The organism is Wolbachia endosymbiont (group A) of Epagoge grotiana (assembly GCF_947251775.1).
GTDB classification, from domain to species: Bacteria; Pseudomonadota; Alphaproteobacteria; order Rickettsiales; family Anaplasmataceae; genus Wolbachia; species Wolbachia pipientis.
Genome location: NZ_OX366387.1, coordinates 1,078,693 through 1,105,593, shown reverse-complemented (window position 1 = coordinate 1,105,593; position 26,901 = coordinate 1,078,693). Strand labels below are relative to the sequence as shown.

General features: G+C 35.1%; 21 protein-coding genes and 1 pseudogene. 14 read left to right on the top strand and 8 right to left on the bottom strand.

Going from position 1 to position 26,901, the window contains the following annotated elements; translation table 11 throughout:
* Positions 1-24: 24 nt before the first annotated feature.
* The 3 genes from OPR50_RS05170 (at position 25) to OPR50_RS05160 (ending at position 4,533) form a co-directional block, all read left to right on the top strand.
* Complete coding sequence (locus tag OPR50_RS05170) at positions 25-699, top strand: septal ring lytic transglycosylase RlpA family protein (protein ID WP_010082236.1); 675 nt, start codon at positions 25-27, stop codon at positions 697-699.
* A gap of 847 nt (positions 700-1,546) precedes the next feature.
* Positions 1,547-2,911, top strand: coding sequence for an ankyrin repeat domain-containing protein (locus OPR50_RS05165; RefSeq protein WP_265023883.1), 1,365 nt, complete (start codon positions 1,547-1,549; stop codon positions 2,909-2,911).
* Positions 2,912-3,045: 134 nt separating this feature from the next.
* Positions 3,046-4,533 (top strand): type II secretion system protein GspD, encoded by a 1,488-nt coding sequence (locus OPR50_RS05160; RefSeq protein ID WP_265023882.1) that lies wholly within the window; start codon positions 3,046-3,048, stop codon positions 4,531-4,533.
* Between the two features lie 7 nt (positions 4,534-4,540).
* Here OPR50_RS05160 and OPR50_RS05155 read toward each other — a convergent pair whose 3' ends face one another.
* Positions 4,541-5,452 (bottom strand): outer membrane protein, encoded by a 912-nt coding sequence (locus tag OPR50_RS05155; RefSeq protein ID WP_070357048.1) that lies wholly within the window; start codon positions 5,450-5,452, stop codon positions 4,541-4,543.
* A gap of 66 nt (positions 5,453-5,518) precedes the next feature.
* A complete protein-coding gene (gene mtaB / locus OPR50_RS05150) occupies positions 5,519-6,745 on the bottom strand; it encodes a tRNA (N(6)-L-threonylcarbamoyladenosine(37)-C(2))-methylthiotransferase MtaB (protein ID WP_010082135.1) in 1,227 nt (408 codons plus the stop codon).
* Between the two features lie 389 nt (positions 6,746-7,134).
* Between mtaB and gatA the strand changes: the two genes are divergently transcribed.
* Both gatA and OPR50_RS05140 read left to right on the top strand, forming a co-directional pair.
* Complete coding sequence (gene gatA / locus OPR50_RS05145; protein WP_010962643.1) at positions 7,135-8,604, top strand: Asp-tRNA(Asn)/Glu-tRNA(Gln) amidotransferase subunit GatA; 1,470 nt, start codon at positions 7,135-7,137, stop codon at positions 8,602-8,604.
* A gap of 235 nt (positions 8,605-8,839) precedes the next feature.
* Complete coding sequence (locus tag OPR50_RS05140) at positions 8,840-10,165, top strand: IS4 family transposase (RefSeq protein WP_265023871.1); 1,326 nt, start codon at positions 8,840-8,842, stop codon at positions 10,163-10,165.
* 72 nt (positions 10,166-10,237) lie between these two features.
* On the opposite strand, the pseudogene OPR50_RS08875 reads toward OPR50_RS05140, so the two are convergent.
* The 4 genes and pseudogenes from OPR50_RS08875 to secG all read right to left on the bottom strand — a co-directional run.
* Positions 10,238-10,345: pseudogene (locus OPR50_RS08875) on the bottom strand (WPE palindromic element domain-containing protein); the annotation flags it as partial.
* A 180-nt stretch (positions 10,346-10,525) separates the two neighbouring features.
* Positions 10,526-10,936, bottom strand: coding sequence for a nucleoside deaminase (locus tag OPR50_RS05130; protein WP_015588966.1), 411 nt, complete (start codon positions 10,934-10,936; stop codon positions 10,526-10,528).
* A gap of 25 nt (positions 10,937-10,961) precedes the next feature.
* Positions 10,962-12,566 carry a CTP synthase gene (locus tag OPR50_RS05125; RefSeq protein ID WP_265023880.1) on the bottom strand — a complete coding sequence of 535 codons (1,605 nt, stop codon included), beginning with the start codon at positions 12,564-12,566 and terminating at the stop codon, positions 10,962-10,964.
* Positions 12,566-12,886: a preprotein translocase subunit SecG gene (gene secG / locus OPR50_RS05120; protein WP_007548880.1), complete on the bottom strand. Its 321-nt coding sequence runs from the start codon at positions 12,884-12,886 to the stop codon at positions 12,566-12,568. Before secG ends, OPR50_RS05125 begins: the two co-directional genes overlap by 1 nt.
* A 144-nt stretch (positions 12,887-13,030) precedes the next feature.
* Between secG and OPR50_RS05115 the strand changes: the two genes are divergently transcribed.
* Positions 13,031-13,546, top strand: coding sequence for a gamma carbonic anhydrase family protein (locus OPR50_RS05115; protein WP_010962614.1), 516 nt, complete (start codon positions 13,031-13,033; stop codon positions 13,544-13,546).
* A gap of 50 nt (positions 13,547-13,596) precedes the next feature.
* Here OPR50_RS05115 and OPR50_RS05110 read toward each other — a convergent pair whose 3' ends face one another.
* On the bottom strand, positions 13,597-14,889 hold the full coding sequence (locus OPR50_RS05110; protein WP_265023879.1) for a coiled-coil domain-containing protein: 1,293 nt from the start codon (positions 14,887-14,889) through the stop codon (positions 13,597-13,599).
* A 249-nt stretch (positions 14,890-15,138) separates the two neighbouring features.
* Between OPR50_RS05110 and OPR50_RS05105 the strand changes: the two genes are divergently transcribed.
* The 8 genes from OPR50_RS05105 to OPR50_RS05070 all read left to right on the top strand — a co-directional run bounded on the left by OPR50_RS05105 (position 15,139) and on the right by OPR50_RS05070 (position 24,780).
* Positions 15,139-17,799: a valine--tRNA ligase gene (locus tag OPR50_RS05105; RefSeq protein WP_265023878.1), complete on the top strand. Its 2,661-nt coding sequence runs from the start codon at positions 15,139-15,141 to the stop codon at positions 17,797-17,799.
* Between the two features lie 72 nt (positions 17,800-17,871).
* A complete protein-coding gene (locus tag OPR50_RS05100) occupies positions 17,872-18,216 on the top strand; it encodes a hypothetical protein (RefSeq protein WP_264339406.1) in 345 nt (114 codons plus the stop codon).
* A 5-nt stretch (positions 18,217-18,221) separates the two neighbouring features.
* A complete protein-coding gene (locus OPR50_RS05095) occupies positions 18,222-19,373 on the top strand; it encodes an AAA family ATPase (protein ID WP_265023877.1) in 1,152 nt (383 codons plus the stop codon).
* Between the two features lie 165 nt (positions 19,374-19,538).
* On the top strand, positions 19,539-20,897 hold the full coding sequence (locus OPR50_RS05090; RefSeq protein ID WP_265023876.1) for a coiled-coil domain-containing protein: 1,359 nt from the start codon (positions 19,539-19,541) through the stop codon (positions 20,895-20,897).
* A gap of 30 nt (positions 20,898-20,927) precedes the next feature.
* Positions 20,928-21,602 carry an orotidine-5'-phosphate decarboxylase gene (gene pyrF / locus OPR50_RS05085; protein ID WP_264339403.1) on the top strand — a complete coding sequence of 225 codons (675 nt, stop codon included), beginning with the start codon at positions 20,928-20,930 and terminating at the stop codon, positions 21,600-21,602.
* Between the two features lie 49 nt (positions 21,603-21,651).
* Positions 21,652-22,449: a hypothetical protein gene (locus tag OPR50_RS05080; protein ID WP_007548904.1), complete on the top strand. Its 798-nt coding sequence runs from the start codon at positions 21,652-21,654 to the stop codon at positions 22,447-22,449.
* An 827-nt stretch (positions 22,450-23,276) separates the two neighbouring features.
* The gene (locus OPR50_RS05075) at positions 23,277-24,602 is read left to right on the top strand and encodes an IS4 family transposase (RefSeq protein WP_265023871.1); all 1,326 of its coding nucleotides are present in this window, start codon (positions 23,277-23,279) and stop codon (positions 24,600-24,602) included.
* Positions 24,603-24,612: 10 nt separating this feature from the next.
* Complete coding sequence (locus OPR50_RS05070) at positions 24,613-24,780, top strand: tetratricopeptide repeat protein (RefSeq protein WP_265023875.1); 168 nt, start codon at positions 24,613-24,615, stop codon at positions 24,778-24,780.
* Positions 24,781-24,820: 40 nt separating this feature from the next.
* Here the strand turns inward: OPR50_RS05070 and odhB are convergent, their stop codons facing one another.
* Positions 24,821-25,993 carry a 2-oxoglutarate dehydrogenase complex dihydrolipoyllysine-residue succinyltransferase gene (gene odhB, locus OPR50_RS05065; protein WP_264339436.1) on the bottom strand — a complete coding sequence of 391 codons (1,173 nt, stop codon included), beginning with the start codon at positions 25,991-25,993 and terminating at the stop codon, positions 24,821-24,823.
* Positions 25,994-26,901 lie beyond the last annotated feature (908 nt).

Here is a 26,901-nt window from a genome sequence, read left to right as displayed (position 1 = left end):
TATCGAACCCTCTTACCGAATACAATGATAAAAAACCTAACCTTTCTATGTCTAATATTTGTTTTGATAAGTAGCTGCAGTTTTAGCAACAGGTTTAACTGCACTGCAGGTCATTATAAAATTGGCAGCAGCTACACAATAAATGGTATAACTTATTATCCAAAAAACTGTAAACACTATGAAGAGATAGGGATAGCATCGTGGTATGGAATAGAAGATCATGGCACACTTACAGCAAATGGTGAAGCGTTTAACCGTCACTTGATCTCTGCAGCGCATAAGACTTTGCCCTTACCCTGCTTTGTTCTTGTCACTAATTTAGAAAATGGAAGAAAGCTTGTTACAAGGGTTAACGATAGAGGGCCTTTTATTGAAGGCAGAATAATAGACTTATCAGAAAAAGCAGCTCAAGTCTTAGGATTTCATAAATCTGGGCTTGCAAAAGTAAAAGTTCAATACCTAAGAAAGATGTCAGAACAATTGATACAAAATACTCCTCATTACAGAAAGCAATATGAAAAAGAAATGCAGAAACGTCATCCAAAACAAGACAGTGCAGAAAGTAAGGGATATGTTGCATTTTTTAAAAGTGCTCAGGCTGCTAAATCAGCTGCATCAAAGCTTCGCAATCAAGGAATAAAAAATGTTAGATTGCTTTTTAAGAACGATCAATATTGCGTGAAAGTGAGTTATAGGTAGTGGTGAGTGCAGAATTTGAAAGATTTGGTTAATGTAAGGAACGCTGGCTAACTATTGTAAGTTAAAAATGTGATATAAAAAAGATATCAACAATTTATAGCTATACCACCGCGATATCTCTTAGCCGCTAACACGTAGCGGAATGACGAGCTTATCGTCACGCCACCGCTAACCGTCATACCGCGAATAAATCGCGGTATCTCAGCCGCTAACAAGTAGCGGGATGACGAGCTTATCGTCATGCCACCGCGAACCGTCATGCCGCGATTCATTCGCGGTATCTCAGCCGCTAACAAGTAGCAGAATGACAGCAATCCTACGTCATACCGTCACGGTATCTCTAGATCCCGCTAACAAGTAGCGGGATACTTGACCTTTACAGGAATGACAGTTGTCGTTTAGCTATAAATGTTAAGAAATTTACCAAATAAAAAAAAAGGCAAAGAAACCCTAGGGTAGCTAGTATTCAAATTCTCCCTTGTCTATTTGACGTCTTTTACTGTCTTAAACACTTTATAAGCGCGTTTCGGCTTGTATAGGTAGAAACCTAAAAGTTTTATAAAGACATGAGGTGCACATAGTGCAAAAAATTAAGCATGATTTACGCCAAATACATTAAGTTTTTTGTCATTAATCCACTGCAGAGATTGCGAAGATAAATAAATAGCTTCAGTTTCATGATAAGAGGGCTGGCGGAGTTTGTCAAGTAAGTTTTTCGTTTCATCCAATGCGCTGCCAAAAGTTTGTTATGCAAGAATGCACTAGCCATTTCTCACAGATTCATTTAAACTTAATCAAGTAGGAGTATTATTAACGCGAAAAGAGTTTAATTAGAGATTTAAGTGATATGGCGCGTGAGGAAGATATAAACCAATTAGTAGAAAATGGATTTGATATTAACTCAAAAGATGCAAGTGGAATCACTCTCTTGCATAAGTTCACAAAAGAAGGCGATTTAGTTGGAGTAAAGTCATTACTAGAGCACGAAGCTGATTTCAATGTCGTAGACAACGAAAATAGAAACCCTCTGCATTACGCCATTATGCATGGACACAAGAAAGTTGCTAAACTTTTTGTTAACCAACTGACAATTAATTCCAAGGATAAAAATGGATTCACTCCACTGCACCTTGCTGCACTACAAGATGACACGGAATTAATAGATTTTTTGATAACAAAAGGCGCAAAAATTAATGAAAAAGATGCCAAAGAGGGCTATAATCCTCTTCATATAGCTTCACTATACGGTTCTAAAAAAAGCGTCCAAATTTTAATTGATAGCGGAGCAAATCTCGAATGTGAAGATAACAATTTTCGTACTCCTTTGTTTTTAACCATTTATCAATGCACCGCACATTATGACAGCAGAGCAGAAATTATAGAATATCTGATAAAGAAAGGTGCAAATATAGAAGCCAAAGATGCAGAAAATAACACTACGCTTTTCCTAGCAGCGTATAACAACAAAATGCAAATAGTAAAACTTATTGCAAAAAAACAGCAAGCAAGTAACGATAAAATTAAACTTAAAGAGTTTTTTTGCACAAAAAACAACCATGGTTTTGATGCGTTAGATTGCGCTATTGAGCATAATAATAGAAAAATGGTAACATTTCTTGTTTCAAAGGGAATAGAAGCAAACGATCAAGATTTTAATGGTAACGCTAGGCTGCATAAAGCTAGCCATAATGGTAACACTAAAACAGTTAAGCTCTTATTGAAGCTTAAGGTAAACGTTAATGCTGTTACTAAATGTAACAGAACTCCCTTGCTACTCGCAGTTAAAAAAGGCCATACACAAATTGTGAAAATGTTATTGGAAGTTAGAGCCAATATGAACATTTGTGAGCAACAAGGTTTTGCACCTCTACATCTTGCTGTTCAAAAGGATTATTTTGATATAGCTCAGTTGTTAACAGAAAAAGGTGCAGACCTTAACATTAAGTGCAATAACGGTCATACCGCAATAGATATGTTCATTAGCAAGGCTCATAGCAAAAAAAACATCGAAGAAAATTACAAAAAATTTTGTAGATTTTTGATGCTTTACCTGAAAGAACTACATAGTAAACACAAAGCCTGTTGTATACTTTCAACCCTAGCTCTAAGCTTAACAATTATAGGCTTACCATTTATTTTCAAGCCTATTATTAAATACAGAGAAAGAAGTAAAATATATAAAAAAATTAGGGCTATGCTGGTCTACATTTAAGTACAAGAAGAGTATACAAAAAATACATAGCCAAAGCTAATACACGACAATTATCTGCTCGATGAAAATGAGATTAAATACATTTTTAATATTTTTATAGAAATCTATTAGTATAGATTTTGTATGCTGTTCTAATGGCTATTTTTAAATGCTTAATACTCCTCTTCATTATTTCTTGCACACATCTACCTACCAAGCAATATCCTATTAACATAGACAATTATAAGCACGATTATCCGTTGCAACAATATAACACCTCTTTGGAGATTAATGAACCGGCAATACCAGAAATTATGCCTTTACCAATAGAGTTTCCCGATCTCACAATCAGTAATCAGCTTATTTCTATTAATGTTAGTGAAGAAGTATCAGTAAAGGATTTGCTGATTGAGATAGGAAAACTTTCTGACGTTAACTTGGATATGGACCCAAAAATATCAGGTAATATTATTTTAAAGCTAAAAGATAAGGATATAAACGAAGTAATTCAGAGTATAGCAAATAGCGCCAAACTGCGTTACTCAACAAGTAATGGTGTAATTAGAATTGAGCAGGACTTGCCATACGCACAAAATTATTACGTAGACTTCATCAATATTCAACATTCTGCTCAAAGCAGTTTCGTCATTAATAACAATATTACTAACAATGATGGAAGTAACGTTGATAGGGACTATAACAATGTTATGAAGTCTCAATACAGTAGTGACTTATGGAATTCATTAGAAAAAGGCTTGAATGCAATAATGGATGTTAACGGGGTGGATGATGGCGAATTCCTTTCATCCAACAGAGAAGCTGGTGTTATTATTTTGAATGCTAGAAAAGATATCCACAAAGCTGTTGAAGAATATATTAATAAGGTTAAGAAGTTAGCGTCTTCTCAAGTAATGATAGAGGCAAAAATAGTTGAAGTTGTGCTAGATGACAAATACCTTTCTGGTATGAACTTAAATGACTTACAAGATGGAACTAAGTCTATAATAAATCAAGATAACTCCATTATTAACCTAGCAATGAACTTTGGTGCAAATGATCTAGGAGATTTAGTAAAAAATTTAGACAAATTTGGCACTTCAACTGTAATTTCAAGCCCCAGAGTACATGCTATAAATAATCAGCAAGCGATGATTTCATTTACTAAAAACCATATTTATTTTACCTCCGATATACAAAAAGATACTAGAAACTCTAATCAGACCTTAATTACCAAGATGAATAGCGTCCCAATAGGTGTTGTGCTAATAATCCACCCAAGCATTAACATTGATACTAGTGAAATATTCATGGATATACATCCAACTTTATCAAGAATTAACGGCTACACTAAAGATCCAGATATAGAGTACGTCGCACAGCAGAGTAAAATGAAATTAAATAGCGACATTCCAATTGTTGAAATCAGAGAAATGAACTCTATGTTAAAAATTAAGAGCGGTGAAATTATGGTAATCGGCGGGCTTATAGAACATAGAGAAGATAAGCAAAGCTTATTGCATCAGAAATCAAAAAGGCTAGCGAATAATATTAGAACAGTAGAAACTGTCATTTTTTTAAAAGCAACAATCGTACCAACATTTGGTTTGTTAGATAGAAAAGATAAGAATTTATATATATATTAAATTATCACTAAAAATTAAATATCAAACCAACTTCAATATTGTGAGTAGATATGTCATCTGCAACAGGTATCGGAACGCTAAAGTAACGATAGCCGAGAAAGGTTTTGATTTCTGGGATTATTGAATAATCAACACCAAGTTTTATTTGATAAGCAAACCAAGGAACATTCAGTGGCATTGAATTTTGGGGTGACCCATTAATCCTTTTTAATCTAAAAACTGTTGGTCCTATACCAAGACCGATGTACGGAGCAAATTGTGTATCCTGAACGCTGGGATTATAATAGAAGTTTAACAAAAACGCAAATATACTTGCTGATTTATCAAATACCGGAGGAGAATTACTATCTTCAATATTGGCTATAGAATACGCGGCTTCAAAATCAATTTTACCATTTTCTCCAGCATAGTAACCTAAAGACATGCTGCTAAACCACTGGAAATCAATTTTACCATCAAATTGCTGTATACTTTTAATTTCATCTGCCACTATATTTTTTATTATAAAACCATAATGACTTTCAACTAAAGTTAGGACTCTTTTTCCTATTTCTTGTATACCCTTTACAAATATTTCTGAATTATCATGGTATACCTTACCACCGTTAGCGCTAACATAAAAATCAAGTTTTTTTGATTTTTCTTTTGTAGGCTCAGCTTGATCTGCAATACGTGACCACATATTTTTCTGATCAGCTACTTGGAAAACAGAAGGTGGACTACTTTCAAGTTCTTGATATTTTATTGGTATTTCTTTTGCAGTAACCTCCTCAGAACGTATCACACTTTTATTATTGTCTGTTTCTAATTTTAAGGGTTGTACTTGCTCAATGTGTGTATCATTACTAATATAAGTAATAAAAAAATAGACACATGAAATGAAAATCAAAAATAAAGTAATAGATATTCTAGTTATCATAAATGAATTCACAATTATCATTTACAGTATAATTACTATATCGTATATTTCTTCAATGTACAAAAATTAAGAAAAAATATTTCCAATTAGATAATTATTTTCCACTCCTTTAACATTAACTTTCACAATACTCTTGGCTTGAGCTTTTGATTCAAGCTTTATTAATGCAAAATTTTCTGCTCTACCGACATTATTTTGCTCAACCAGAACACTTTGCTTAGTGTTGATCAAGGATTGACAAAAACTGCTCATAATTTCTTTATTTACTTCTCTTAAATTTTTTACTCGTTCTTTACGCACATTCTCTGGTACTTGTGGCATTCGTGCAGCAGGTGTATTTTTCCGCTCTGAATATGGAAAAGCATGTAGGTAAACTATATTTGTTTTTTTCAGTAAATCAACTGTATCCTGAAACATTTCATCAGTTTCTGTTGGAAATCCAGCAATAATATCAGCGCCAAATGCTATATTAGGCCTCAAGCTCTTCATTTTATGACAAAATTCTATCACTTGTTCTCTGTTGTGACGACGCTTCATTCTCTTTAGTATTAAATTATTACCAGATTGTAGACTCAAATGTAAATGAGGCATAAGTCTTGACTCATTAGCTATTAAATCCATTAATTCGTCGTCAACTTCAGCAACATCGATAGAGGAAAGTCTTAGCCTCTTCAACTCTGGTATATCCTTTAAAACTCTCCTAATCATTGAACCAAGTGATGGCTTACCCAACAAATCTGTACCAAAGTCAGTAATATCAACCCCTGTAAACACTACTTCTTGATATCCATTTTCTACAAAGATCCTGATTTGCTCTATAATACTGTTTATTGGCACAGATCGATTATTCCCTCTTGCCTCAGTAATTGAACAAAATGTGCAGCTATGATTACAACCATTTTGAATTTCAATAAATGCCCTTGACTTATCTTCAAATCCATTAATTAGAACAGGTTCTACTTGGTTATCACTGACCAAGATTTTATCGTCATTTAGTAAGTAATTTTCAGCTTTTAGCTTATCTTGATTACCGAGCACTTTACTTACACCAGGAATGCTACTGTAAACTTCTGGATCCAACTGAACAGCACAACCAACTACGATAATTTCTTTATTTGGATCATTTTTGTAAATCTTACGTATCTTTTGCTTTACCTGACGTTCTGCTTCGTTTGTCACTGCACAGCTATGCACCACAACAACATTTTCTCTCTTTGCTTTTTTTAATGCTTCTTTGATTAACTCGCTCTCGTAAAAATTTAGACGACAACCAAATGTTATCACTTCATTCATGTTAGTATTTTTTGCTTTAATAGACCTAAATTATATCAAATATCCAAGCAAAGTCTCTTGCATGACTATTTTTTTGTAAATAAATGCTATGCAAGCAGCAGACACTGGGATCTCAACGATTTTCACTCAGACACAGTATCACTCCTTTGCTTATTATAGTCTTTTGACCTTTTTAAGATACAATCCGGATTGGATACTGAGTTGGTGAGTATAAAAGTATAGCTTCTACGTCATACCGCTGCGGTATCTCTTAGCCGCTAACAAGTAGCGGGATGACGATTGTCGGTGAATCTAAGTTACCTTAGCTACATTTCTAGCTGTAACTATAAATGTATGGATTTTTTATCGTGCCATGTTATAATTAACGTCTTGCTAAAAATTAAATATTGATGAATGAACTAAGAAAGTTAAGTATTACACAAATGCATGACGGGCTCAAAAAAAAGAGTTTTTCTGCCGTTGAACTCGTAGAGGCGCACATCAGTGCGGTTGAAAATGAGAAATTAAATGCATTTATAACAAAAACCCCAGAGATAGCAATGAAAGCTGCTAAAGCTGCAGATGAACATTTCTCTAGGCAAAAGGATGATTTAATCTCGCCGCTCATGGGTGTACCAGTTGGCATCAAAGATCTATTCTGTACAAAAGGAATAAAAACAACAGCATGCTCAAAAATGCTGGAAAATTTCGTTCCGACTTACGAATCTACGGTGTCTGACTTGCTTTTAAAAAGTGGAGCAGCCATGCTCGGTAAGCTTAATATGGATGAATTTGCTATGGGTTCTGCGAACACAAATAGCTATTTTGGCCCTGTTGAAAATGTGTGGATTAGAAAAAGCGATGGGGAAAAAGTTGTTCCTGGTGGATCATCTGGTGGATCTGCAGCATCGGTGGCTGGATTTTTATGCGCTGGAGCACTAGGGAGTGACACCGGTGGATCTGTGCGCCAACCAGCAGCTTATTGTGGAGTGGTTGGAATAAAGCCAACTTATGGAAGATGCTCGCGTTTTGGTATGATTGCATTTGCGAGTTCTCTAGATCAAGCAGGAGTCATTACTCGTTCTGTCTCTGATTCAGCATTAATGCTGGAAGCAATCTGTGGCTATGATACAAAAGATTCAATATCAAGCGAAAAGCCAGTGCCTAAATTTTCTAGCTTTATAAATGGTGATGTCAAGGGTAAGCGTATTGGTATACCAAAAGAATATAGGATGGATGGAATTTCAGAGGAAATAGTCCATAATTGGGAGAAAGTTGCTTCCTATTTAAAAGAAAATGGCGCTGAAGTTGTTGACGTTACTCTGCCACATACTAAATATGCAATACCAGTCTATTATTTAATTTGTTCTGCTGAAACTTCATCCAATCTTGCTCGTTATGACGGTGTGCGTTATGGGTTCAGGGTTGATGCTGATACCCTTGAAGAAATGTATTCACTAACAAGAGCAGAAGGTTTCGGTAAAGAGGTGAAAAGAAGAATTTTAATTGGCGCTTATGCGCTTTCCTCAGGTCATTACAATGAATATTACGAAAAAGCACAGTGTATCAGGGCATTAATCAGAAATGATTTTATAAAAGCGTTTGAAAAAATAGATTACATACTTGTGCCATCTGCTCCAACAGAAGCTTTTGGCTTAAATGAAAAGCCAGATCCGCTAATTATGTGCATCAATGATGTGTTTACTGTGCCGGCAAGTCTGGCAGGATTGCCTGCTATTTCTGTTCCTGTTGGGCTCTCCAATGAGGGTTTACCACTTGCCTTGCAAGTGATTGGAAATTATTATGATGAAGCTGGAATATTAAATGTGGCAAGTGTGATAGAGCAAAATTGCGGCAGAATAATTAGACCTCTTGCATAATCTATTTTTTGATAGTAATTTTTGCATTAAAATTTGCTTACGCTCCTCAACGTACTCTATGGTTCCATTTTTAGATGAATAGCAAAAACAGGGTATATTAATCTGTTTACAAAATTTTCGTGTAACAGTTCACACTTAATTAAACCATACGCGTCAAGTTAAGGAAATAAAGGTATGAAAGAGATAGAATAATAAGGTATAAGTTCTCCCAGATATACTTTTAGTGAGAGAACCAATGAATAAAATAACTTGCTTATCAAAAAAGCTCAAAGAAATTTTTAATGAAAAAGCAGAGAAAATCTCAATTACAACAAGGTTTATAAAAAGAAAGAGAAAGCTAAAAGGTTCATCATTCGTAAAAGCCATGGTCTTGGGTAATATAGGAGTTGATAATTGTAGCGTAGAAACAATGTGTCAATTACTAAACGAGGACTCGATAGATATAACAAAACAAGGTTTGGATTTTAGATTTACTGAAGAAGCAGTGGAATTTATGAAAAGGATGTATAATGAATCTGTGATTCTCTTTAAAAATATCTTGCAAGTTGATTGCAAAATCTTACAGCAATTTAATAGTGTTAAATTATTGGACAGTAGCTATATTACTCTACCTAACAGTATGGAAGAGATGTATAAAGGTTATGGTACTAGCTACAGTGGCTATGAAAGCAATACTAAGTCTGGAATAAAGTTACAATTAGTTTTCGACTACATGAATCAGATAATAGACCAACTTAATTTAACGGAGGGGGTAAGATCAGACCAGGGATATAGGAAACATTTAAGTAATATATTAAGCAATGATTTGCTAATATCTGATCTCGGTTATTTTGTGCCAAGTTCTTTTAAACAAATCAATGAAATAGGAGCTTATTTCATAAGTCGTTATAAATCCGATACCAACATATATGATGTAGAAACAAATCAAAAAATGGAGTTATTAGAATGTTTAGAGGATAAGTTATTTTTAGAAAACGAGGTATTGTTAGGAAAAGAAGCAAAAATTAGAGTAAGAATTATATGTCAGAAACTAACTGAAGAACAGTCTATGGCCAGAAGAAGGAAAGCTAATAGATTAGCAAGATCGCAGGGATATACATCCTCTAAAAGAAATCAAAAATTGTTGAACTGGTCAATATTTATAACTAATGTTCCAGAAAATAAAATTAGTGCTGAGCAAGTATTAACGATTTACAGAGTAAGGTGGCAAATTGAGTTATTATTTAAATTGTATAAAAGCCATATCAGGCTTGATAAGCTAAAAGGAAAGCCATGCAGAGTATTATGTGAACTATATGCTAAATTGTGCGCAATTCTTATATTTCACGGCATAGTTGGTTGCACAGAAGTGAAAAAGAATACAGAACTTAGCTTAACAAAGGCATTTATTGAGCTAAAAAGGCGGGTTAGAGAGTTATTTTTAGTATTAACCAAAATTAATAGTTTAAAAGCATTTCTTAAAAAACTCACTATAACTTGGTCGCGATTTTCATTAAAAGACAAACGTAGAAGGGCTAGAGTATCCACTTTAACCTCTCTAAATTTGCTCACAATCTCTTAACTTGACGCGTATGGCTGTCATTCCAGTCTGGAATCCAGAGAAAAGGATGATGTTATCCCAGTGTCCCTGTAATGTCATTCCAGTGCTTGACACTGGAATCCAGCCTTTATTATGCAGCCACTTGGTTAAAATTAAGTCTTCTGGATCCAAGTAGTCAGGGCACTGGGATGACAAAGGAGGGCAGTGTCAGCTACTCGGATGACACCCTGCTGGTGGACAATGTTTGTATAGTTGTGCGTCACGCGCTGGAATGACGAATTACTTAACCGCCATACCGTCACGGTATCTCCTAGCATAGATCCCGCTAACAAGTAGCGGGATGACGATTTTATATCGGAAAACAAGTAGCATGACGATTTATCAAATGTTCCTTAGTTTCTCAAAAAAATCCTTTAACAAAAAAGAGCATTCTGTTTCTAATATCCCACCATAAACTTCAGGTATATGGCTGCAAAATTGAAATATCTTAGCACCATTTTCAATTCCTCCACCTTTTGGATTATAAGCTCCAAAGTACAATCGTTTAATTCTGGCAAAGGAAATAGCTTGAGCACACATCGGACATGGTTCTAATGTTACGTACATATCAGCATCACAAAGCGTGGGAGTTGAAAATGCTTGTCTGATCGCTAACATCTCTGCATGTGCAGTTGGATCGCTGGATATATTGTGTGCAGAAGAAATGATATTGTCTCCACTCACTATTACAGCACCTATGGGCACCTCATCATTTTTTTGAGCGAGTTTGGCTTGCTCTATGGCAAGCTCCATATATTGATACTTAAACACTAGGCACTTATTTCTTATCAATTGCTGCTTTAACGAACGACACGAAAAGAGGATGAGGAGAAAACGGCTTTGATTGAAATTCTGGATGAAACTGCACACCAATAAACCACGGATGACTCTCTAACTCCACTGCCTCTATGCACGTTCCATCTTCTGATATGCCACTGCATAACAGCCCATTTTTTTCTAAGTCATCTTTATAATCTGAATTGATTATGTACCTATGCCTGTGTCTTTCTGAAATAGTAGTGTTACTATATGCATCCATCATTTTAGAGTTTGCATTTATATTACATTTGTATGCCCCAAGTCTCATGGTTCCACCAAGATCGTCATCTTGATCGCCAGCTAACTTAACGATTGGATGTTTACAGTTACGAAATTCTTCAGAGTGTGCATCTTCAAGCTTAACAACATTACGAGCAAACTCAATAATTGCAAGCTGCATACCAAGGCAAATTCCGAAAAATGGGATATTATTTGTACGGGCATAATTTATTGCTAATATTTTACCCTCTACTCCGTCATCACCAAACCCCCCTGGAACAAGGATTGCATGAGAATTCTGTAATTTCTCTCCTATAAGTTTTTCATTTATAGGTTTTTCTTCCTTCTCTCTTGAGTTAACCCAATTTATCCTTACTTTGACTTTATTACTAATCGCACCATGATTTAATGCTTCAACTAGTGATTTATACGCATCAGGGAATTCGGTGTATTTTCCCACTATAGACACAGTAACTTCCTGTGTTGGGTGCCTTATGGAATGCACTATTTGATCCCATTCAGTCAAGCTTGGTCTTGGCTTACTTAAATGAAAGTGCTCCAAAATTTGCGTATCAAGCCCACATTGGCTATACAACACCGGTAACTCATATATATGACTCACATCAGGAGCAGGTATCACATTGGATAAAGAAACATTGCAAAGCTTAGCTATTTTCTCTCTTTGATTATCGAAAATTTCTTTCTCACTGCGGCATAATATAATATCTGGTTGTAACCCCGTGGAATTTAACTCTCGAACTGAATGCTGCGTTGGCTTTGTCTTTAATTCTTGCGCTGCGGTAAGATATGGTATTAAAGTTAAGTGAATAAGGATAACTCTTTGTTTTCCTAATGTGTAGTTAACTTGGCGTATAGCCTCCAAAAATGGTTGGCTTTCAATGTCACCTACAGTTCCACCTATTTCACATATTACAAAATCTAAACCTTCCGTACCATTAAAAATGAACGATTTGATCAAATCTGTTACATGAGGAATGACTTGCACAGTTTTGCCCAGATAATCACCACGCCTCTCTTTCTTCAATAACTCATGATATATCTTACCAGTTGTTATATTGTCATCTTTTGTTGCTTTAATTCCAGTAAAACGCTCATAATGCCCAAGATCCAAATCAGTTTCAGCACCATCTTCGGTAACAAATACCTCTCCGTGCTGAGTTGGGTTCATTGTCCCAGGATCAATGTTGAGATACGGGTCAAGTTTTCTGATACGGATCTTAAAACCGTGAGCTTGAAGAAGCGCACCAACACTCGAAGCAACTAAGCCTTTACCAAGCGATGACACAACTCCACCTGTGACAAAGATAAATTTAGCTTCCTTCATTAATTTTCAAATGGAACAGAAGTAGATTCACTTTCTTGCTTTTTTTCTAATATAATTTTTTCTGCGATCGATTTTTTATGTACGTCTTTTGAACATAATCCTGACAATAGCAATGTGTTTATAATAAACAATCCAGCAACAATAGCCGTTATTCTGCTGAGCGGGTTTTCAGAAGATTTCACCGGAATCATCGAATTGACCCCCTGTTGTGTATTACTAAAACCACTTAACGAACTACTTCCAGGCGGCTGCAAGAGCACTAAAATTACTAACACAACAACCAATATTATTTGAAATATACTTAATACCGCTACTGACATTATAGATAGGGCTGAAAATAAAAATCTTAGCAGTACAAAGCACGTAAGTCAAGAACATCTGTCACCCAAGTAGTTTGAAATCTAAGTATGTATTTACTGCTTACCTTATTTTGATTAACATATGCATAAGACTTTGGGCTTAATATGTATCACATTTTAAAATACAAAGATTATGAACCAAAAATAGACGAAAGTGCTTTCATCGCAGGTGGTTCGCATATCATAGGCAAGGTTGAAATAGGAAGAGATGCAAGCATCTGGTTTAATTGTGTAATCAGAGGGGACGTTGGATCAATAAAAATAGGTAATGGAACAAATATTCAAGATGGAACGGTAATTCATGTGGATAGAAACCCAGGTGGTGACACAATTATTGGCAGCATGGTAACAGTGGGACATTTTTGTGTGTTGCACGCATGCACGGTGCATGATAAGGCGTTTATTGGTATGGGCTCTACCGTGATGGACCATGCAGTTGTGGAGCCTGAAGCTATGGTAGCTGCTGGCTCACTGGTAACACACGGAAAAGTGATAAAAAGTGGGGAAATATGGGCTGGCAGGCCAGCAAAATTCTTCAAAAAAATGTCGAATGAAGAAATTAAACATATTACACAATCAGCACAAAATTATATTATGCTAATGAAGGAATATAAAAACTGAAGTTCGCGTCAAGTGTTTTACTTGACACGTACATTTCGGCTTAACCCTTGTTACTTCTTTTTCCCATTCTCATTTACTTCTTGTGCTTTTGCCCCATCTACTTGAGTACTAGGTAATACTGCATATGTAATACCACCGGCTACGAGTGCAGATGCTACTGCTATACCAATCATTACTAACATCTCTAACTTAACTGTACGTTCAAGTGCAGTAAATGCTATCAGTCCAGCAGCAAGACCCATACCAACAGTAGCAGTGTACCGTGCTCCATTGCCTTGTTTTGGTTGCTCAGTTGTTTTGCTTTTATCTTCTAGTTTTCTATTTTTCTCCTCAGCTTCAGTCGATCGATTTTGTAAGTCTTTTGTTTCATCCTTTTTGGCTTTTAACTGAGCAGCAGTATCATTTGGTGCTGCTTGCAACTGCTGAACTTGATCTTTTAATGCTATTATTTCATTCTCTTTGGCTTTTAACTGAGCAGCAGTATCATTTGGTGCTGCCTTTAACTGCGCAACTTCATCATTTAGTTTATTTATTTCATCCTCTTTGGCTTTTAACTGAGCAGCATTTGGTTGGTTGTTTAACTGTGCTTCTAAATCTTTTATTTTATTTGTTAGTGTTGTTTTTTCACCCTCTAACTTCGTAACAGCAGCATCTGGTTGAGCTTTTAATGCTGTCATTTCATTCTCTTTCTCTGTTAACTTTTGCTGTAACGCCACAGCATCTAATGCTTCCAATTCTGTTATTTTAGCATTTTTCTCTTCTAACTGCTGCTGCAACGCTGTAGAATCTATTGCCTTTAGTTTTTCCACTTCAGCTTCTAAGTCTTGTTTTTCCTGCTGAGCTGTGTCCAATTGATCTTGTAATTCTTGTGTTTTAATTCTCAATTCCTCCTCAGCTTTCTTCTTTTCAGCTTCTAATTCTTCATTTTTCCCCTTTAACTGCTCTTCTGCAGCTTCCAATTCTGTTGTTTTAACATTTTTCTCTTCTAACAATTGTACTGTGGGATGGCAAGATAGGGCTTTTACCATAATCTCCTCTTTCCCATCGTTAAAGCCTAACAGATTTTTCATTTCTTCTAGGCGACTAAAATATTTGCCACCCTTTTTCCCAACGGATTTTACATTCATGATTGTATTATCTCCTAGTTCTTCTTGAGGATAAGAACCAGTAATATATAGTTGTTGATCATTTAGCGTACAGCCCACATAAAACTTGTCATCAATTATAGCACCACTCTTATCTACGTTTTTATACTTTTTAAATTCTTCATAATCATCTTTTTTTATAACAAGCACTATTTTATCATCGGCAACCTGTATTGTACCATTCTTTAAGCTTAGCATAACGAACCTCAATTATAATTTAACATTACATAATACCCTTAGAACCTAAGGTCAAGTAATATTTTTATCATAGCATAGAAAATTTATGTTCGTAAACAAAAAATTTTGGCGTAAAATTGCCGTAATTGTGCTATAGCTAAAGTAATTTAGGTTTACCGACCATCGTCATTCCGCTGCTTGTTAGCGGGATCTAGAGATACCGCGGCGGTATGACGTTGCTAGCTTAAAGTTTAAAATTGAGAAATATTTATGTTAAAAGAAAAATACGGCTTTAAAGAAGTTGAAGACAAATGCAACATATTATGGGAAGGTAGTAAAGTTTATAAATGGAATGGTGAAAAGGATAACACTTTCACTATAGACACGCCTCCACCGACAATATCAGGAAAACTCCATATCGGCCATATATTTAGCTATTGCCACACGGACTTTATTGCAAGGTTTCAGCGCATGCTGGGAAAAGATGTGTTTTACCCAATTGGGTTTGATGATAATGGGCTTCCCACTGAAAGATTGGTTGAGCAAACCTATAAAACCCGCGCAAAAGAAGTTGGCAGGGAAAAATTTATAGAGATGTGCCATGAGGTTATTGAAAAATCAAAGCAAGAATTCAAGGAACTATTTAAATCGGTCGGCATTAGTTATGACTGGGATTTGGAATATCACACGATCAGCAAGGAAACTGTGACGCTTTCACAGATGTCGTTTATTGATCTATATAATAAGGGATATGCATATAGAAAAATGCAGCCCATCCTTTGGGACCCGGTTGATAAAACCGCAATTGCGCAAGCAGAAATAGAAGATAAAGTTTTTGAGTCATCCTTAAACACGATAGTTTTCTCTACTCAAGAAAATGAGCAGATCAACATTGCAACTACGCGGCCTGAGTTACTTCCTGCATGTGTTGCAGTTTTTTGTCATCCAGAGGATACGCGCTACACTCATCTGATCGGAAAAACAGCGGTAGTGCCAATAACAGAGGAGAAAGTTCCAATAATAGCAGATGATAAGGTTAAAATAGATAAAGGCACCGGGCTTGTTATGTGTTGTACATTCGGTGATGAACTCGACATATATTGGCAGCAAAAGCATAATCTACCGATGAAAATTATCATCGATCAGGATGGAAGGATGGACCTAGATGATGTCATTCCAGTGCTTGACACTGGAATCCAGGAAAAAGAGCCAATGCCAGCGATGACAGAGGAAGATATCATGTCAGCGTATGGTCAGAAAAAAGAAGAATGGATCCCAGTGTCTGGGCACTGGGATGACACCATAGGGGCTACTGGGATGACAGGAGAAAGGGCTACTCAGATGACAAAGGAAGGTGGGTGTGATCAGAAAGAAGAATGGATCCCAGTGTCAGCTACTCGGATGACAGACGATATACTAAATGAAATAAATGGATTGAAAGTTACAGCAGCAAGAAAGCGGATAATCGAAATCCTAACTGAAAAAGGACTTTTGGTAGAAAGCACTAACATTTCTCATTCTGTTAAGTGTGCAGAAAGATCTGGTGCACCACTTGAGATATTGCCTACTTATCAATGGTTTATCAAGACCTTAGAGCAAAAAGCTCAAGTATTAGATAAAGTAAAAGAATGCAATTGGCATCCAGCTACTATGCGTAAACGTATGGAAGTGTGGATAGAAGGGCTAAATTGGGACTGGTGCATCTCAAGGCAACGTTATTTTGGTGTGCCATTTCCAGCGTGGTATTCCAACCGTAAGGGAGAAGAAGGTAAAATTATTCTAGCTGAGATAAAGGACCTGCCTATAGATCCATTGAAAGATTTGCCAAAAGGGTATAGCAAAGAAGAGGTTATCCCAGATCAAGATGTAATGGATACCTGGGCCACAAGTTCAATTACTCCTCAACTAAGTGCACTAGCAGTAAACAGTGAGTTTAGCTTACCAAATCATCGCTATGATACGATATTTCCTGCAGATCTGCGCAGCCAGAGCCATGAGATAATAAGAACTTGGGCTTTTTATACTATTTTAAAGGCACATTATCATGCAAATTCTTTACCTTGGAAAAACATTATGATCAGCGGTTGGTGTTTAGCAGATGATAAGAAAAAGATGAGTAAATCAAAGGGTAACATCATTACTCCTCATGTAATACTTGAAACTTATGGAGCTGATGTAGTGCGCTATTGGGCAGCGAACTCAAGGCTTGGAGTTGATACAGTCTACTCTGAAAATACATTCAAAATTGGCAAGCGCCTCGTTACAAAACTTTGGAACGCTAGCAAGTTCGTTTCCATGTCCATGGAAAAGCATCAAGTGATGAGCACAAATTCTGCTCACGAGACAATGGATAAGTGGATATTGTCTAAGTTATACAAAGTTATAGAAAGAGCAACGAACAACCTATTACAATTTGAATACTGCGAAGCTTTGGGCGTAATAGAGGAATTTTTTTGGAAGGATTTTTGTGATAGTTACTTGGAGTTAGTAAAAAAACGTGCGTACGGAAGCAGTTTAAGTGCAAAACAAAGCTTGGCGTATGTACTGAATATTATTTTGCGGTTATTTGCACCTTTCTTGCCTTACATTACAGAAGAGATATACCACCAATTGTATAGTTATAATTCTGTACACAATCAAAGTAATTGGCCGAGCAAAGAAGAACTTATCTACGATAAATATTCAGAGGAAATGGGAGATAATGTTATTCAGATATTAAACATTATCAGAAAGATAAAGGCAGATAATAATGTATCAGTTAAGCATCTGATAAAAAAGTTGATGATAAAAGCAGATCTACGAGAGGATAAATTGAATCAATCTGCACAGGATGATTTGCAGGCAGTTTGCAATGCGGAAACGATAGAGTGGATGCAGTCTGAGCTTGAAACTGAAGACGGAAAATACATAGTGAATATAGACTTATACTGATTTTTATAGCTTTACTTCCTTTAATATCCATGCTATTGTAATCATTATTAGTATGAGGGAATAATGAGGGATTTGTATAGTAAAACCAATGCACCATATCTTATAGCTGGTGCTCTTGCTACTTTGGTATTGCTTGCGTCTGGGACACTTGCTGTTGCCCCTTATGTTAAGTTCTTGTCTTCAGTTGCAGCCTTTAATGTAGCTCTTCCTGTTGCTTTGAGTTTGTCTATACTTTCTGTTCTGGTGCTTGTACTTTCATGTAAAATGATCAGCCAGAATAAAAAGCTTGATGCACAAAAAGCAGAACCTAATGAAAAAAATGGATTAGCTAAAGAGCAAGAAAATATAATACAAAGCTTAGAGCTTCAAATCAAAGAGCTAATAAGAGGCTTAGTAGTCAATACAATGAAATTGTAAAGCTAATGGGTAGTGCTGCAAAAAAAGATGAAGTGGAAGAGCTAATTAGTAGTTTCACGGCAAAATTAGATGAAATTTCAAAGCAAGCTAATAATGCTACAACAAAAGGTGAAATGGAAGAGCTAAGTAAGAAGCTTAGCGATGAAATGGAAAAGCTAATTGGTAGTCTCATAACAAAAGAGGAATTAGAAGAAAGGCTTGGTAGTCTCATAACAAAAGAGGAATTAGAAGAAAGGCTTGGTAGTCTCATAAAGAAAGTTGAAGTAAAAGAAGAGCTGCGGATGAAGTTTTATGGAAAAGATGAAGAAAGAGGAAAGATAACATTTGATGATGTTATACTTCAAAACGATATAAAACAAAAGTTGATAAGGATTTGTGAACCAAATGCTCTAGAAAAAGGAGAAGGATACATTTTGTATGGTCCACCAGGAACTGGTAAGACTATGACTGCTAAGGCGATTGCAAGTGAAACTAGATTCAAATCTGCATTTATAAGTGTTTCTGGATCTGATTTGCTTAATGTGTCAAATATAAATAAGGTTTTTGAGAAAGCAAAAAAAAACACTCCTTGTATAATTTTTATAGATGAAATTGATAGCATTGGCAAAATGCGCAGTGATAATAATGTAGAATCTTTAAATAATTTATTAGCTGAATTGGATGGATTTGAATTTAGAAAAGGTGTGACGGTGATTGCTGCAACTAATCGTATAAATGTTTTAGATGATGCACTTATTAGGGGTGGTCGTTTGTCTACACACATTAAGATTCCTACATTAGACACAGACACACGTAAAAAAATAATAAATGAGTATTTTCAGAAGAAAGAATTGCAAAATATATTTATTGACACAATTTTACGCAATACTAATGAGAATTTTTCACCAGCAAATCTGATTAGTTTATTAAAGGAAATAGAAGATTGTGGAAGTAAAGTACTTGACAATACTAGGATTGGGGTTATTTGTCGAAATTTTAAGAAGACTCATAATGTTACAAAGGTGTCGAATAAGCAGACTAACGGGAAAATTGAAAATTCTGTAGGAGAATCACAGCAATACACATCCAGACCATCACGTAAGCTGAATGACGCTTCATGTGATTCTGGATATACCAGTATATGTTCTACCCCAACCAATAGCTACCACACATTTTGAGTACAGTTGTACACTGGATACATAAAACCTTAGCCATTTTTAGCTAGCAGACTGAAGATGGGAAGTTTGTTGTAGGTGCAGGATAAAAATAAATACTCCCCTCCACAGATAAGAGAATTTTAATAAATATATACAAGACTGCTGAACGTGGGGGGGAGGGGAGTAATGAGCAATTTGCTTAGTGAGGCTAATGCATTTTATTTTGTAGCTAGTTCCTTAGCTACTCTTACGTTACTTACATCTTTAGCGCTTATTGTAACTTCTAATGTGCCTCTTCCTCTAATTCTTGCTTTAGCTACATTATCTGTTTTGGTGCTTGCACTTTTATATAAAATAATTCGTAATAATAAGAAAATAGAGATTGAGAGAAATAAATTCGCTCAAAAAGAGCAAGAGTTGGAAAATAAAATAACTCTAGGAAAGGAAGCTGAAGAAGCTGCAAACAAAGAAGTGAAGAATCAATTACATGAATTAACTCGAGAAAAGCAAAATTTAGACAAGAGAGCAAAAAAATTGAATCAGAAAGTAAATGAGTCAGAAGTTGAGAGAGAATCTCTTCTTGAAGAAAAAAAATCTTTAGAGAAAAAATTAGAAACAGCAAAGAATCGTACGTTTGAAATAGACAATGAATTGGACAAAACAAAAGAGGAAATAGAGAAGCTTGTTGCACGAGAAGAAGAATTACATCTTAAAATCTCGTGTTTACGTGAACAGTTACAAGAAAAAGAAGAACGTATAACAGAATTGAAAGGGAAAATAGACAATAATCAATGCAAAGAATTAGAAAATAAAAAATTGAATGAGGAAGTAGAAAAATTACGTAAAGAAATAAGGGAGTTATACGAGAAAGAAGACAAATTTTATAAAGAAAGAGATATATTACGTAAGAAAGAAGACACACTTTATAAAGAAAGAGATATATTATATGAGGAAGAAAAAAAGTTGCATACAAAATTAGATGACCTAAAATGTGAAATCAGAAAAATCAATAAAGAAAAGGAAAATTTATCTAAAAAATTGGAAAAGAAATTTGACGAGTTAGATGAAGCAAATGGTTTAATTGAAAATCAGTCTTTTGAGTTAGACGGAATAAGAAAAGATTGTAACAATGAGGTAAAAGGTTTAAAAAATTTACTTTTAGAGCGAGACAGTCAAATAGAACAACTTGAAGAAGATTTGTTGAGAAATGCAGAAGAGAAAAAGGGTTATTTACCGGAAATGTTAGAATCTGTGGTAGACAAGGTAGAAAAATTGGTAAACAATAATGAAGCGATCGGAGATCGTAGTAGAAAAATAATATTACAGGAGACTCAAAAAATAAAGTTTATATTGAAGGAAATTATGCAATTCACGCTAGGTGAAGATTCTAGATGTGAATCACCATCAGAGGAAACGTTTGATTGTTTACTGGAGGATCTTGGATATGCAAGTCGCTCATCCACTCCGATCAAATTGCCAAATTCACTATTGACAGAATCTTATGAACGTAATCAGAGTGAAAGTATTTGCAAAACACAACAATGAGTCTTATTATAAGATAAATCATGCAAGATAATGAACCCAATAATATGCGCACTGGATACACAAGACTTAAATAAGGCTATTTCTCTAGCTAATGCTCTGCGTGGTAAAGTTGGCATGGTAAAGCTGGGATTAGAATTTTTTGCTGCTCAAGGTCTTTCTGGAGTGCAAGAAGTTGCAAAATGCAATGTACCAATTTTTTTAGATCTGAAATTGCATGACATTCCAAACACTGTAGCTAAAACAGTTGAAGTAATAAAAGTTCTGAACGTTGAAATGTTAACTCTGCACATCAGCGGTGGAACAAAAATGCTTGAAGAAGCGCTAAGTGTAGTGCAAGGCACAAAAATAAAGCTGATTGGAGTGACAGTGCTAACTAGTATGAGCAATGAGGATTTAAACGAGCTTGGAGTAGCAAGAGAGGCAAAATCACAGGTAATTTTGCTTGCAAAGCTTGCAAAAAAGATTGGACTCCATGGAGTAGTCTGTTCTGCACTAGAAGCTCAAGAAGTGCGCCGAGAGTGCGGTGAAGACTTTAAAATTATTACTCCAGGAATTCGTATAGATCCAGGTCATGACGACCAAAAAAGAACAGCAACACCAAAAGAAGCAATAAATTCAGGAGCTGATTATATCGTCATTGGCAGACCCATTACAAAAACTACAAGTAGTGCGGAGCTAATATTGAAATCCATGAAAGAATTTTAATATAATAACTTAATTTATAAAAATACTAACATATTAATTAGGAATAAGCATGAGTAATATCAATAGAATAATACGCGAAGTAATCAAGGAATTCCGCTCAAAATTACCAGATAAGGAAATAGAGGAATATTCTGGCAAATTGAATAAGCTACATATCTACCAGTGCAATAAGCATATAATAGAAAATAAGAAGCTATATCATTATACAATAAATGGGAAAACCCATGCTATGGGTCAGCATGGGCATAATTTTGTCAAGAGTTTAGAAGTTATCTTGAGGAATAAGCCACAAATTTCCTTAGAAGAGGTAATTGATTTTATGGAAAAAATAATTAATTTTGGTATTGATAGTTGTTATGGAGCATTTGAGATGATATTTGAATCTCGCTCTGGTGTTACAATAGATGATGCAGTTAATTTTGTAAAAGATAGCTTATCTAGTAAATTTTATGGATTCCATGGCAGTGGGATTTTCAAAGTAATATTAGAACTTAATCCAGAGAGCTCTCTTGAAGAGATAGAGAAACAATTTAGCAAAGTAGTAGATCCTTACTTTCTTAATGCTTGGAGTCGAGAAAGTGAAAGGGCTTTTGCTAAGATATGTAGGTTATGTAGAGAAGGACATGTGGAGAATATGCAGAAATTTGATTTTAGCAATTTTAATTTAGATCAAGATAGTGCTGGAGCATTAAGAGCACTGTTACAGTATTGTGTTGACGTTTCTAATCAAAAAGCTTTAGGTGATTCACATGAATTGCATAGAGAAGAGATGGAGGGGATATATAAATTTGATGATAATTACGATTTAAATTTAGATAGTGATCATAATGATAGTATCTGGCATTGAAATTATACTACAATAATAAAATAACTGGATAAAAATTATCACCAAAAAAATTCAAAAAAGTGCTTGACATAAAAGAACGAACATTATATAGTGTCATTATCTTTTATTTTACCTCGCTTAATTTAATTACTGGATTAAGCTTACAGTACTAAGCGTGGCACAAAGTGCCACGCTATTTTTCGGTTTACATTTTCAACAGATAAAAAATGATGCCATTTCAGTGCCAAGCACATAACTGTACGAACATTCATTTTTAAAGGTAAATTGCACAACAGATGATGTCATTCCAGTGCTTGAAACTGGAATCCAGAAATTTTGCTTATAACTGAGCTGATGAGCTAAAGGTAGTTGTCTTACGCTAAAACAAACGTTTTTAATTAAGTTGCATAGAAGCTGGATCCCAGTGGGCTTTGTTGCATCGCTACTTATGAAAGGCTAACTATAGTTAGGATTATAAGCAACCTATTGAAAATCTTGTTTTTTTGCAATCAATCTGATCAAATTTAAGAATAGTAATTTGTTATTTATATTAATAAATTTAATTCTATTGAAAATAGCTAAAGCATTGAAATTCTTGAATTTTAGCCGGATTGGTAAATGGTAGTGAAATTTCTTTTACTCAAATTTAGGTATTCATTGACCGTTCTTGTTATAAATACCAGAATAATAAGCTACTGATATTCCCTATCTTTTTTATCTTTAATCCATCATAGCTAGCGATGCAACAAAGCCATCCCCATACGCGTCAAGTTAAGGAAATAAAGGTATGAAAGAGATAGAATAATAAGGTATAAGTTCTCCCAGATATACTTTTAGTGAGAGAACCAATGAATAAAATAACTTGCTTATCAAAAAAGCTCAAAGAAATTTTTAATGAAAAAGCAGAGAAAATCTCAATTACAACAAGGTTTATAAAAAGAAAGAGAAAGCTAAAAGGTTCATCATTCGTAAAAGCCATGGTCTTGGGTAATATAGGAGTTGATAATTGTAGCGTAGAAACAATGTGTCAATTACTAAACGAGGACTCGATAGATATAACAAAACAAGGTTTGGATTTTAGATTTACTGAAGAAGCAGTGGAATTTATGAAAAGGATGTATAATGAATCTGTGATTCTCTTTAAAAATATCTTGCAAGTTGATTGCAAAATCTTACAGCAATTTAATAGTGTTAAATTATTGGACAGTAGCTATATTACTCTACCTAACAGTATGGAAGAGATGTATAAAGGTTATGGTACTAGCTACAGTGGCTATGAAAGCAATACTAAGTCTGGAATAAAGTTACAATTAGTTTTCGACTACATGAATCAGATAATAGACCAACTTAATTTAACGGAGGGGGTAAGATCAGACCAGGGATATAGGAAACATTTAAGTAATATATTAAGCAATGATTTGCTAATATCTGATCTCGGTTATTTTGTGCCAAGTTCTTTTAAACAAATCAATGAAATAGGAGCTTATTTCATAAGTCGTTATAAATCCGATACCAACATATATGATGTAGAAACAAATCAAAAAATGGAGTTATTAGAATGTTTAGAGGATAAGTTATTTTTAGAAAACGAGGTATTGTTAGGAAAAGAAGCAAAAATTAGAGTAAGAATTATATGTCAGAAACTAACTGAAGAACAGTCTATGGCCAGAAGAAGGAAAGCTAATAGATTAGCAAGATCGCAGGGATATACATCCTCTAAAAGAAATCAAAAATTGTTGAACTGGTCAATATTTATAACTAATGTTCCAGAAAATAAAATTAGTGCTGAGCAAGTATTAACGATTTACAGAGTAAGGTGGCAAATTGAGTTATTATTTAAATTGTATAAAAGCCATATCAGGCTTGATAAGCTAAAAGGAAAGCCATGCAGAGTATTATGTGAACTATATGCTAAATTGTGCGCAATTCTTATATTTCACGGCATAGTTGGTTGCACAGAAGTGAAAAAGAATACAGAACTTAGCTTAACAAAGGCATTTATTGAGCTAAAAAGGCGGGTTAGAGAGTTATTTTTAGTATTAACCAAAATTAATAGTTTAAAAGCATTTCTTAAAAAACTCACTATAACTTGGTCGCGATTTTCATTAAAAGACAAACGTAGAAGGGCTAGAGTATCCACTTTAACCTCTCTAAATTTGCTCACAATCTCTTAACTTGACGCGTATGGAAGTTGCTACACTACTGATAAACCTAAGCGACGCCTATGGTGCTCTAGGTAACCATAAGAAACAAAAGGAGTTGTTTGCACGGGCTTCATCCATCTTTAAGAAACATTATGGCCCTGATCATCCGGAAGTTGCTAAACTGCTGGCAGAGCTAGATGATATTTAGGCTTTTAGCAACACTAGATTAATAATCACTTATTTTATAATCACACTTCCAAAACTAACCTGTTTGGATCTTCTATATAATTTTTTATTTTAACGAGGAAAGTTACTGCTCCTTTGCCGTCAACTATTCTGTGATCGTAAGAGAGAGCAATGTACATCATAGGTCTGATTTCTACTGCATTACCAACAGCAACTGGCCTGTTTTGTATTGAATGCATTCCAAGTATTCCAGATTGCGGAGGGTTTATTATCGGAGTGGAAAGAAGTGAACCGTATACTCCACCGTTTGAGATGGTAAATGTTGCACCTTCCATTTCTGATACTTGTAATTTACCCTCACGAGCTTTTTTGCCAAGAGCAACTAAAGTCAACTCAATTTCTGCAAATGACATCTGATCGGCACCCCGAATAACTGGTACAACAAGACCTTTATCGGTGCCAACAGCAACACCTACGTCATAGTAATGTTTATATATGATTTCATCGCCTGAGATTTCAGCGTTAATTTCAGCAATTTCTTTCAATGCTTGCACCGCTGCCTTTATAAAAAACGACATAAAACCAAGTTTTATTCCATATTTTTTTTCAAAGGCGTCCTTATATTTTGCTCTTAGATCCATGACATTCTTCATGTCAATTTCATTGAACGTGGTCAGTATTGCAGCAGTATTTTGCGATGCTTTCAAACGAGCGGCAATTACTTGCCTTATTTTGCTCATTTTTACTCGTTCCTCTCTTTGCTCTCCATTTACTACACTTTTTGGCAATTCGTATTGTTTTATTGCAGGCTGTTCTGTTTTGTTTATATGGCCTATTACATCTGCTTTTGTTATTCTGCCTCCCATGCCAGTTCCTTTGACGCTTTCTGCACTGATTGCATTTTCTTCCATAATTTTACGAGCTGATGGAGCATCTTTTTTAGCAGCACTTTCGCTTTTATCTTCTTTTCTCGCTTCCTCTTTTACTTCTCCCATGGAAAGCTTCGCTAACAATTGATCAGGACTTATTACATCATCTTCTTTTATAAGAAATTCAGTTATTTGCCCTGAAGCTTCTGCAGTTAATTCGAGTGCTGTTTTGTCAGTTTCAATTTCAAAGATCAAGTCATCTACTTTTACTGCTTCTCCAATACCCTTCTTTATTTTTACTATACCTTCTGTAACTGATTCACCACCAAGAGTTTTTGGTGCTCTGATTTCTATAATTTTGCTCATAAAACAACTTCCGTATAAAACTTTCTATAGATTTATACATGAAAAGAGACATGTAATAAACTAATAAATTCATTGAGGCTCTTATCATTTAGAAGTGACAAACGGATAACATATTCCCAAATGTCATTCCAGCACGTGACGCTAGGCCATAAAAATTCCTTGACAAGCTTTGTCAGCCCCCCTATCATGGTACTGGAGCTATTTATTTATCTTCGCAATCTGTGCAGGTTAATGACAAAAAACTTAGGGTATTTGGCGTCTCATGTTTAATTTTTCGCACTACGTGCATCGCATGTCTTTAAAAATTTTTAGGTTTTTACCTATATAAGCCGAAACGCGCTTACAAAGCGTTTAAGACAGCAAAAAACGTCAAATTGACAAGGGAGAATTTGAATGCTAGCTACTACGGGGTTTCTTTGCCTTTTTTCCTGCTTAGTAAATTTCTTAAACACTTGCGGTGTAGGTTAGTTGCAAGTTAAAAGCAGCTAAATCGCTCTTAATCAAGCGTTTTAGAATAAAAAAAACGCCGATATTTTAGTACATAGTAAATAGCCAACCACCACGGGGCTTCTTTTGCCTTTTTTTTCGCTTGGTAAATTTTTTAATATTTATAGCTAAACGACAACCGTCATCCCGCTGCTTGTTAGCGGGATCTAGAGATACCGCGAATGAATCGCGGTATGACGGTTAAATAATTCGTCATCCCGCTACGTGTTAGCGGGATCTAGAGATACCGTGACGGTATGACGGTTCGCGGTGGTATGACGATAAGGTTTATACCTTGTCATGCAAGTACTAGAATCCAGTAAGCTTATTTATGCATATAAAAGGTTATTATTTTGTAAAGTCAAAGTTGCTTTTGGTTTTAAGTTAAAGTACAATAAATGCAAAGGTTTATATAAACTGGA

Excerpts from the sequence above, each read along its gene's own strand:
- gatA (WP_010962643.1), top strand. The coding sequence starts at position 7,135 with ATGAATGAACTAAGAAAGTTAAGTATTACACAAATGCATGACGGGCTC.
- OPR50_RS05110 (WP_265023879.1), bottom strand. The coding sequence starts at position 14,889 with ATGCTAAGCTTAAAGAATGGTACAATACAGGTTGCCGATGATAAAATA.
- OPR50_RS05140 (WP_265023871.1), top strand. The coding sequence starts at position 8,840 with ATGAATAAAATAACTTGCTTATCAAAAAAGCTCAAAGAAATTTTTAAT.
- mtaB (WP_010082135.1), bottom strand. The coding sequence starts at position 6,745 with ATGAATGAAGTGATAACATTTGGTTGTCGTCTAAATTTTTACGAGAGC.
- pyrF (WP_264339403.1), top strand. The coding sequence starts at position 20,928 with ATGAACCCAATAATATGCGCACTGGATACACAAGACTTAAATAAGGCT.
- odhB (WP_264339436.1), bottom strand. The coding sequence starts at position 25,993 with ATGAGCAAAATTATAGAAATCAGAGCACCAAAAACTCTTGGTGGTGAA.
- secG (WP_007548880.1), bottom strand. The coding sequence starts at position 12,886 with ATGTCAGTAGCGGTATTAAGTATATTTCAAATAATATTGGTTGTTGTG.
- OPR50_RS05070 (WP_265023875.1), top strand. The coding sequence starts at position 24,613 with ATGGAAGTTGCTACACTACTGATAAACCTAAGCGACGCCTATGGTGCT.
- OPR50_RS05165 (WP_265023883.1), top strand. The coding sequence starts at position 1,547 with ATGGCGCGTGAGGAAGATATAAACCAATTAGTAGAAAATGGATTTGAT.
- OPR50_RS05130 (WP_015588966.1), bottom strand. The coding sequence starts at position 10,936 with ATGGAGCTTGCCATAGAGCAAGCCAAACTCGCTCAAAAAAATGATGAG.
- OPR50_RS05155 (WP_070357048.1), bottom strand. The coding sequence starts at position 5,452 with ATGATAACTAGAATATCTATTACTTTATTTTTGATTTTCATTTCATGT.
- OPR50_RS05090 (WP_265023876.1), top strand. The coding sequence starts at position 19,539 with ATGAGCAATTTGCTTAGTGAGGCTAATGCATTTTATTTTGTAGCTAGT.
- OPR50_RS05160 (WP_265023882.1), top strand. The coding sequence starts at position 3,046 with ATGGCTATTTTTAAATGCTTAATACTCCTCTTCATTATTTCTTGCACA.
- OPR50_RS05075 (WP_265023871.1), top strand. The coding sequence starts at position 23,277 with ATGAATAAAATAACTTGCTTATCAAAAAAGCTCAAAGAAATTTTTAAT.
- OPR50_RS05080 (WP_007548904.1), top strand. The coding sequence starts at position 21,652 with ATGAGTAATATCAATAGAATAATACGCGAAGTAATCAAGGAATTCCGC.
- OPR50_RS05095 (WP_265023877.1), top strand. The coding sequence starts at position 18,222 with ATGGGTAGTGCTGCAAAAAAAGATGAAGTGGAAGAGCTAATTAGTAGT.
- OPR50_RS05115 (WP_010962614.1), top strand. The coding sequence starts at position 13,031 with ATGTATCACATTTTAAAATACAAAGATTATGAACCAAAAATAGACGAA.
- OPR50_RS05105 (WP_265023878.1), top strand. The coding sequence starts at position 15,139 with ATGTTAAAAGAAAAATACGGCTTTAAAGAAGTTGAAGACAAATGCAAC.
- OPR50_RS05125 (WP_265023880.1), bottom strand. The coding sequence starts at position 12,566 with ATGAAGGAAGCTAAATTTATCTTTGTCACAGGTGGAGTTGTGTCATCG.
- OPR50_RS05170 (WP_010082236.1), top strand. The coding sequence starts at position 25 with ATGATAAAAAACCTAACCTTTCTATGTCTAATATTTGTTTTGATAAGT.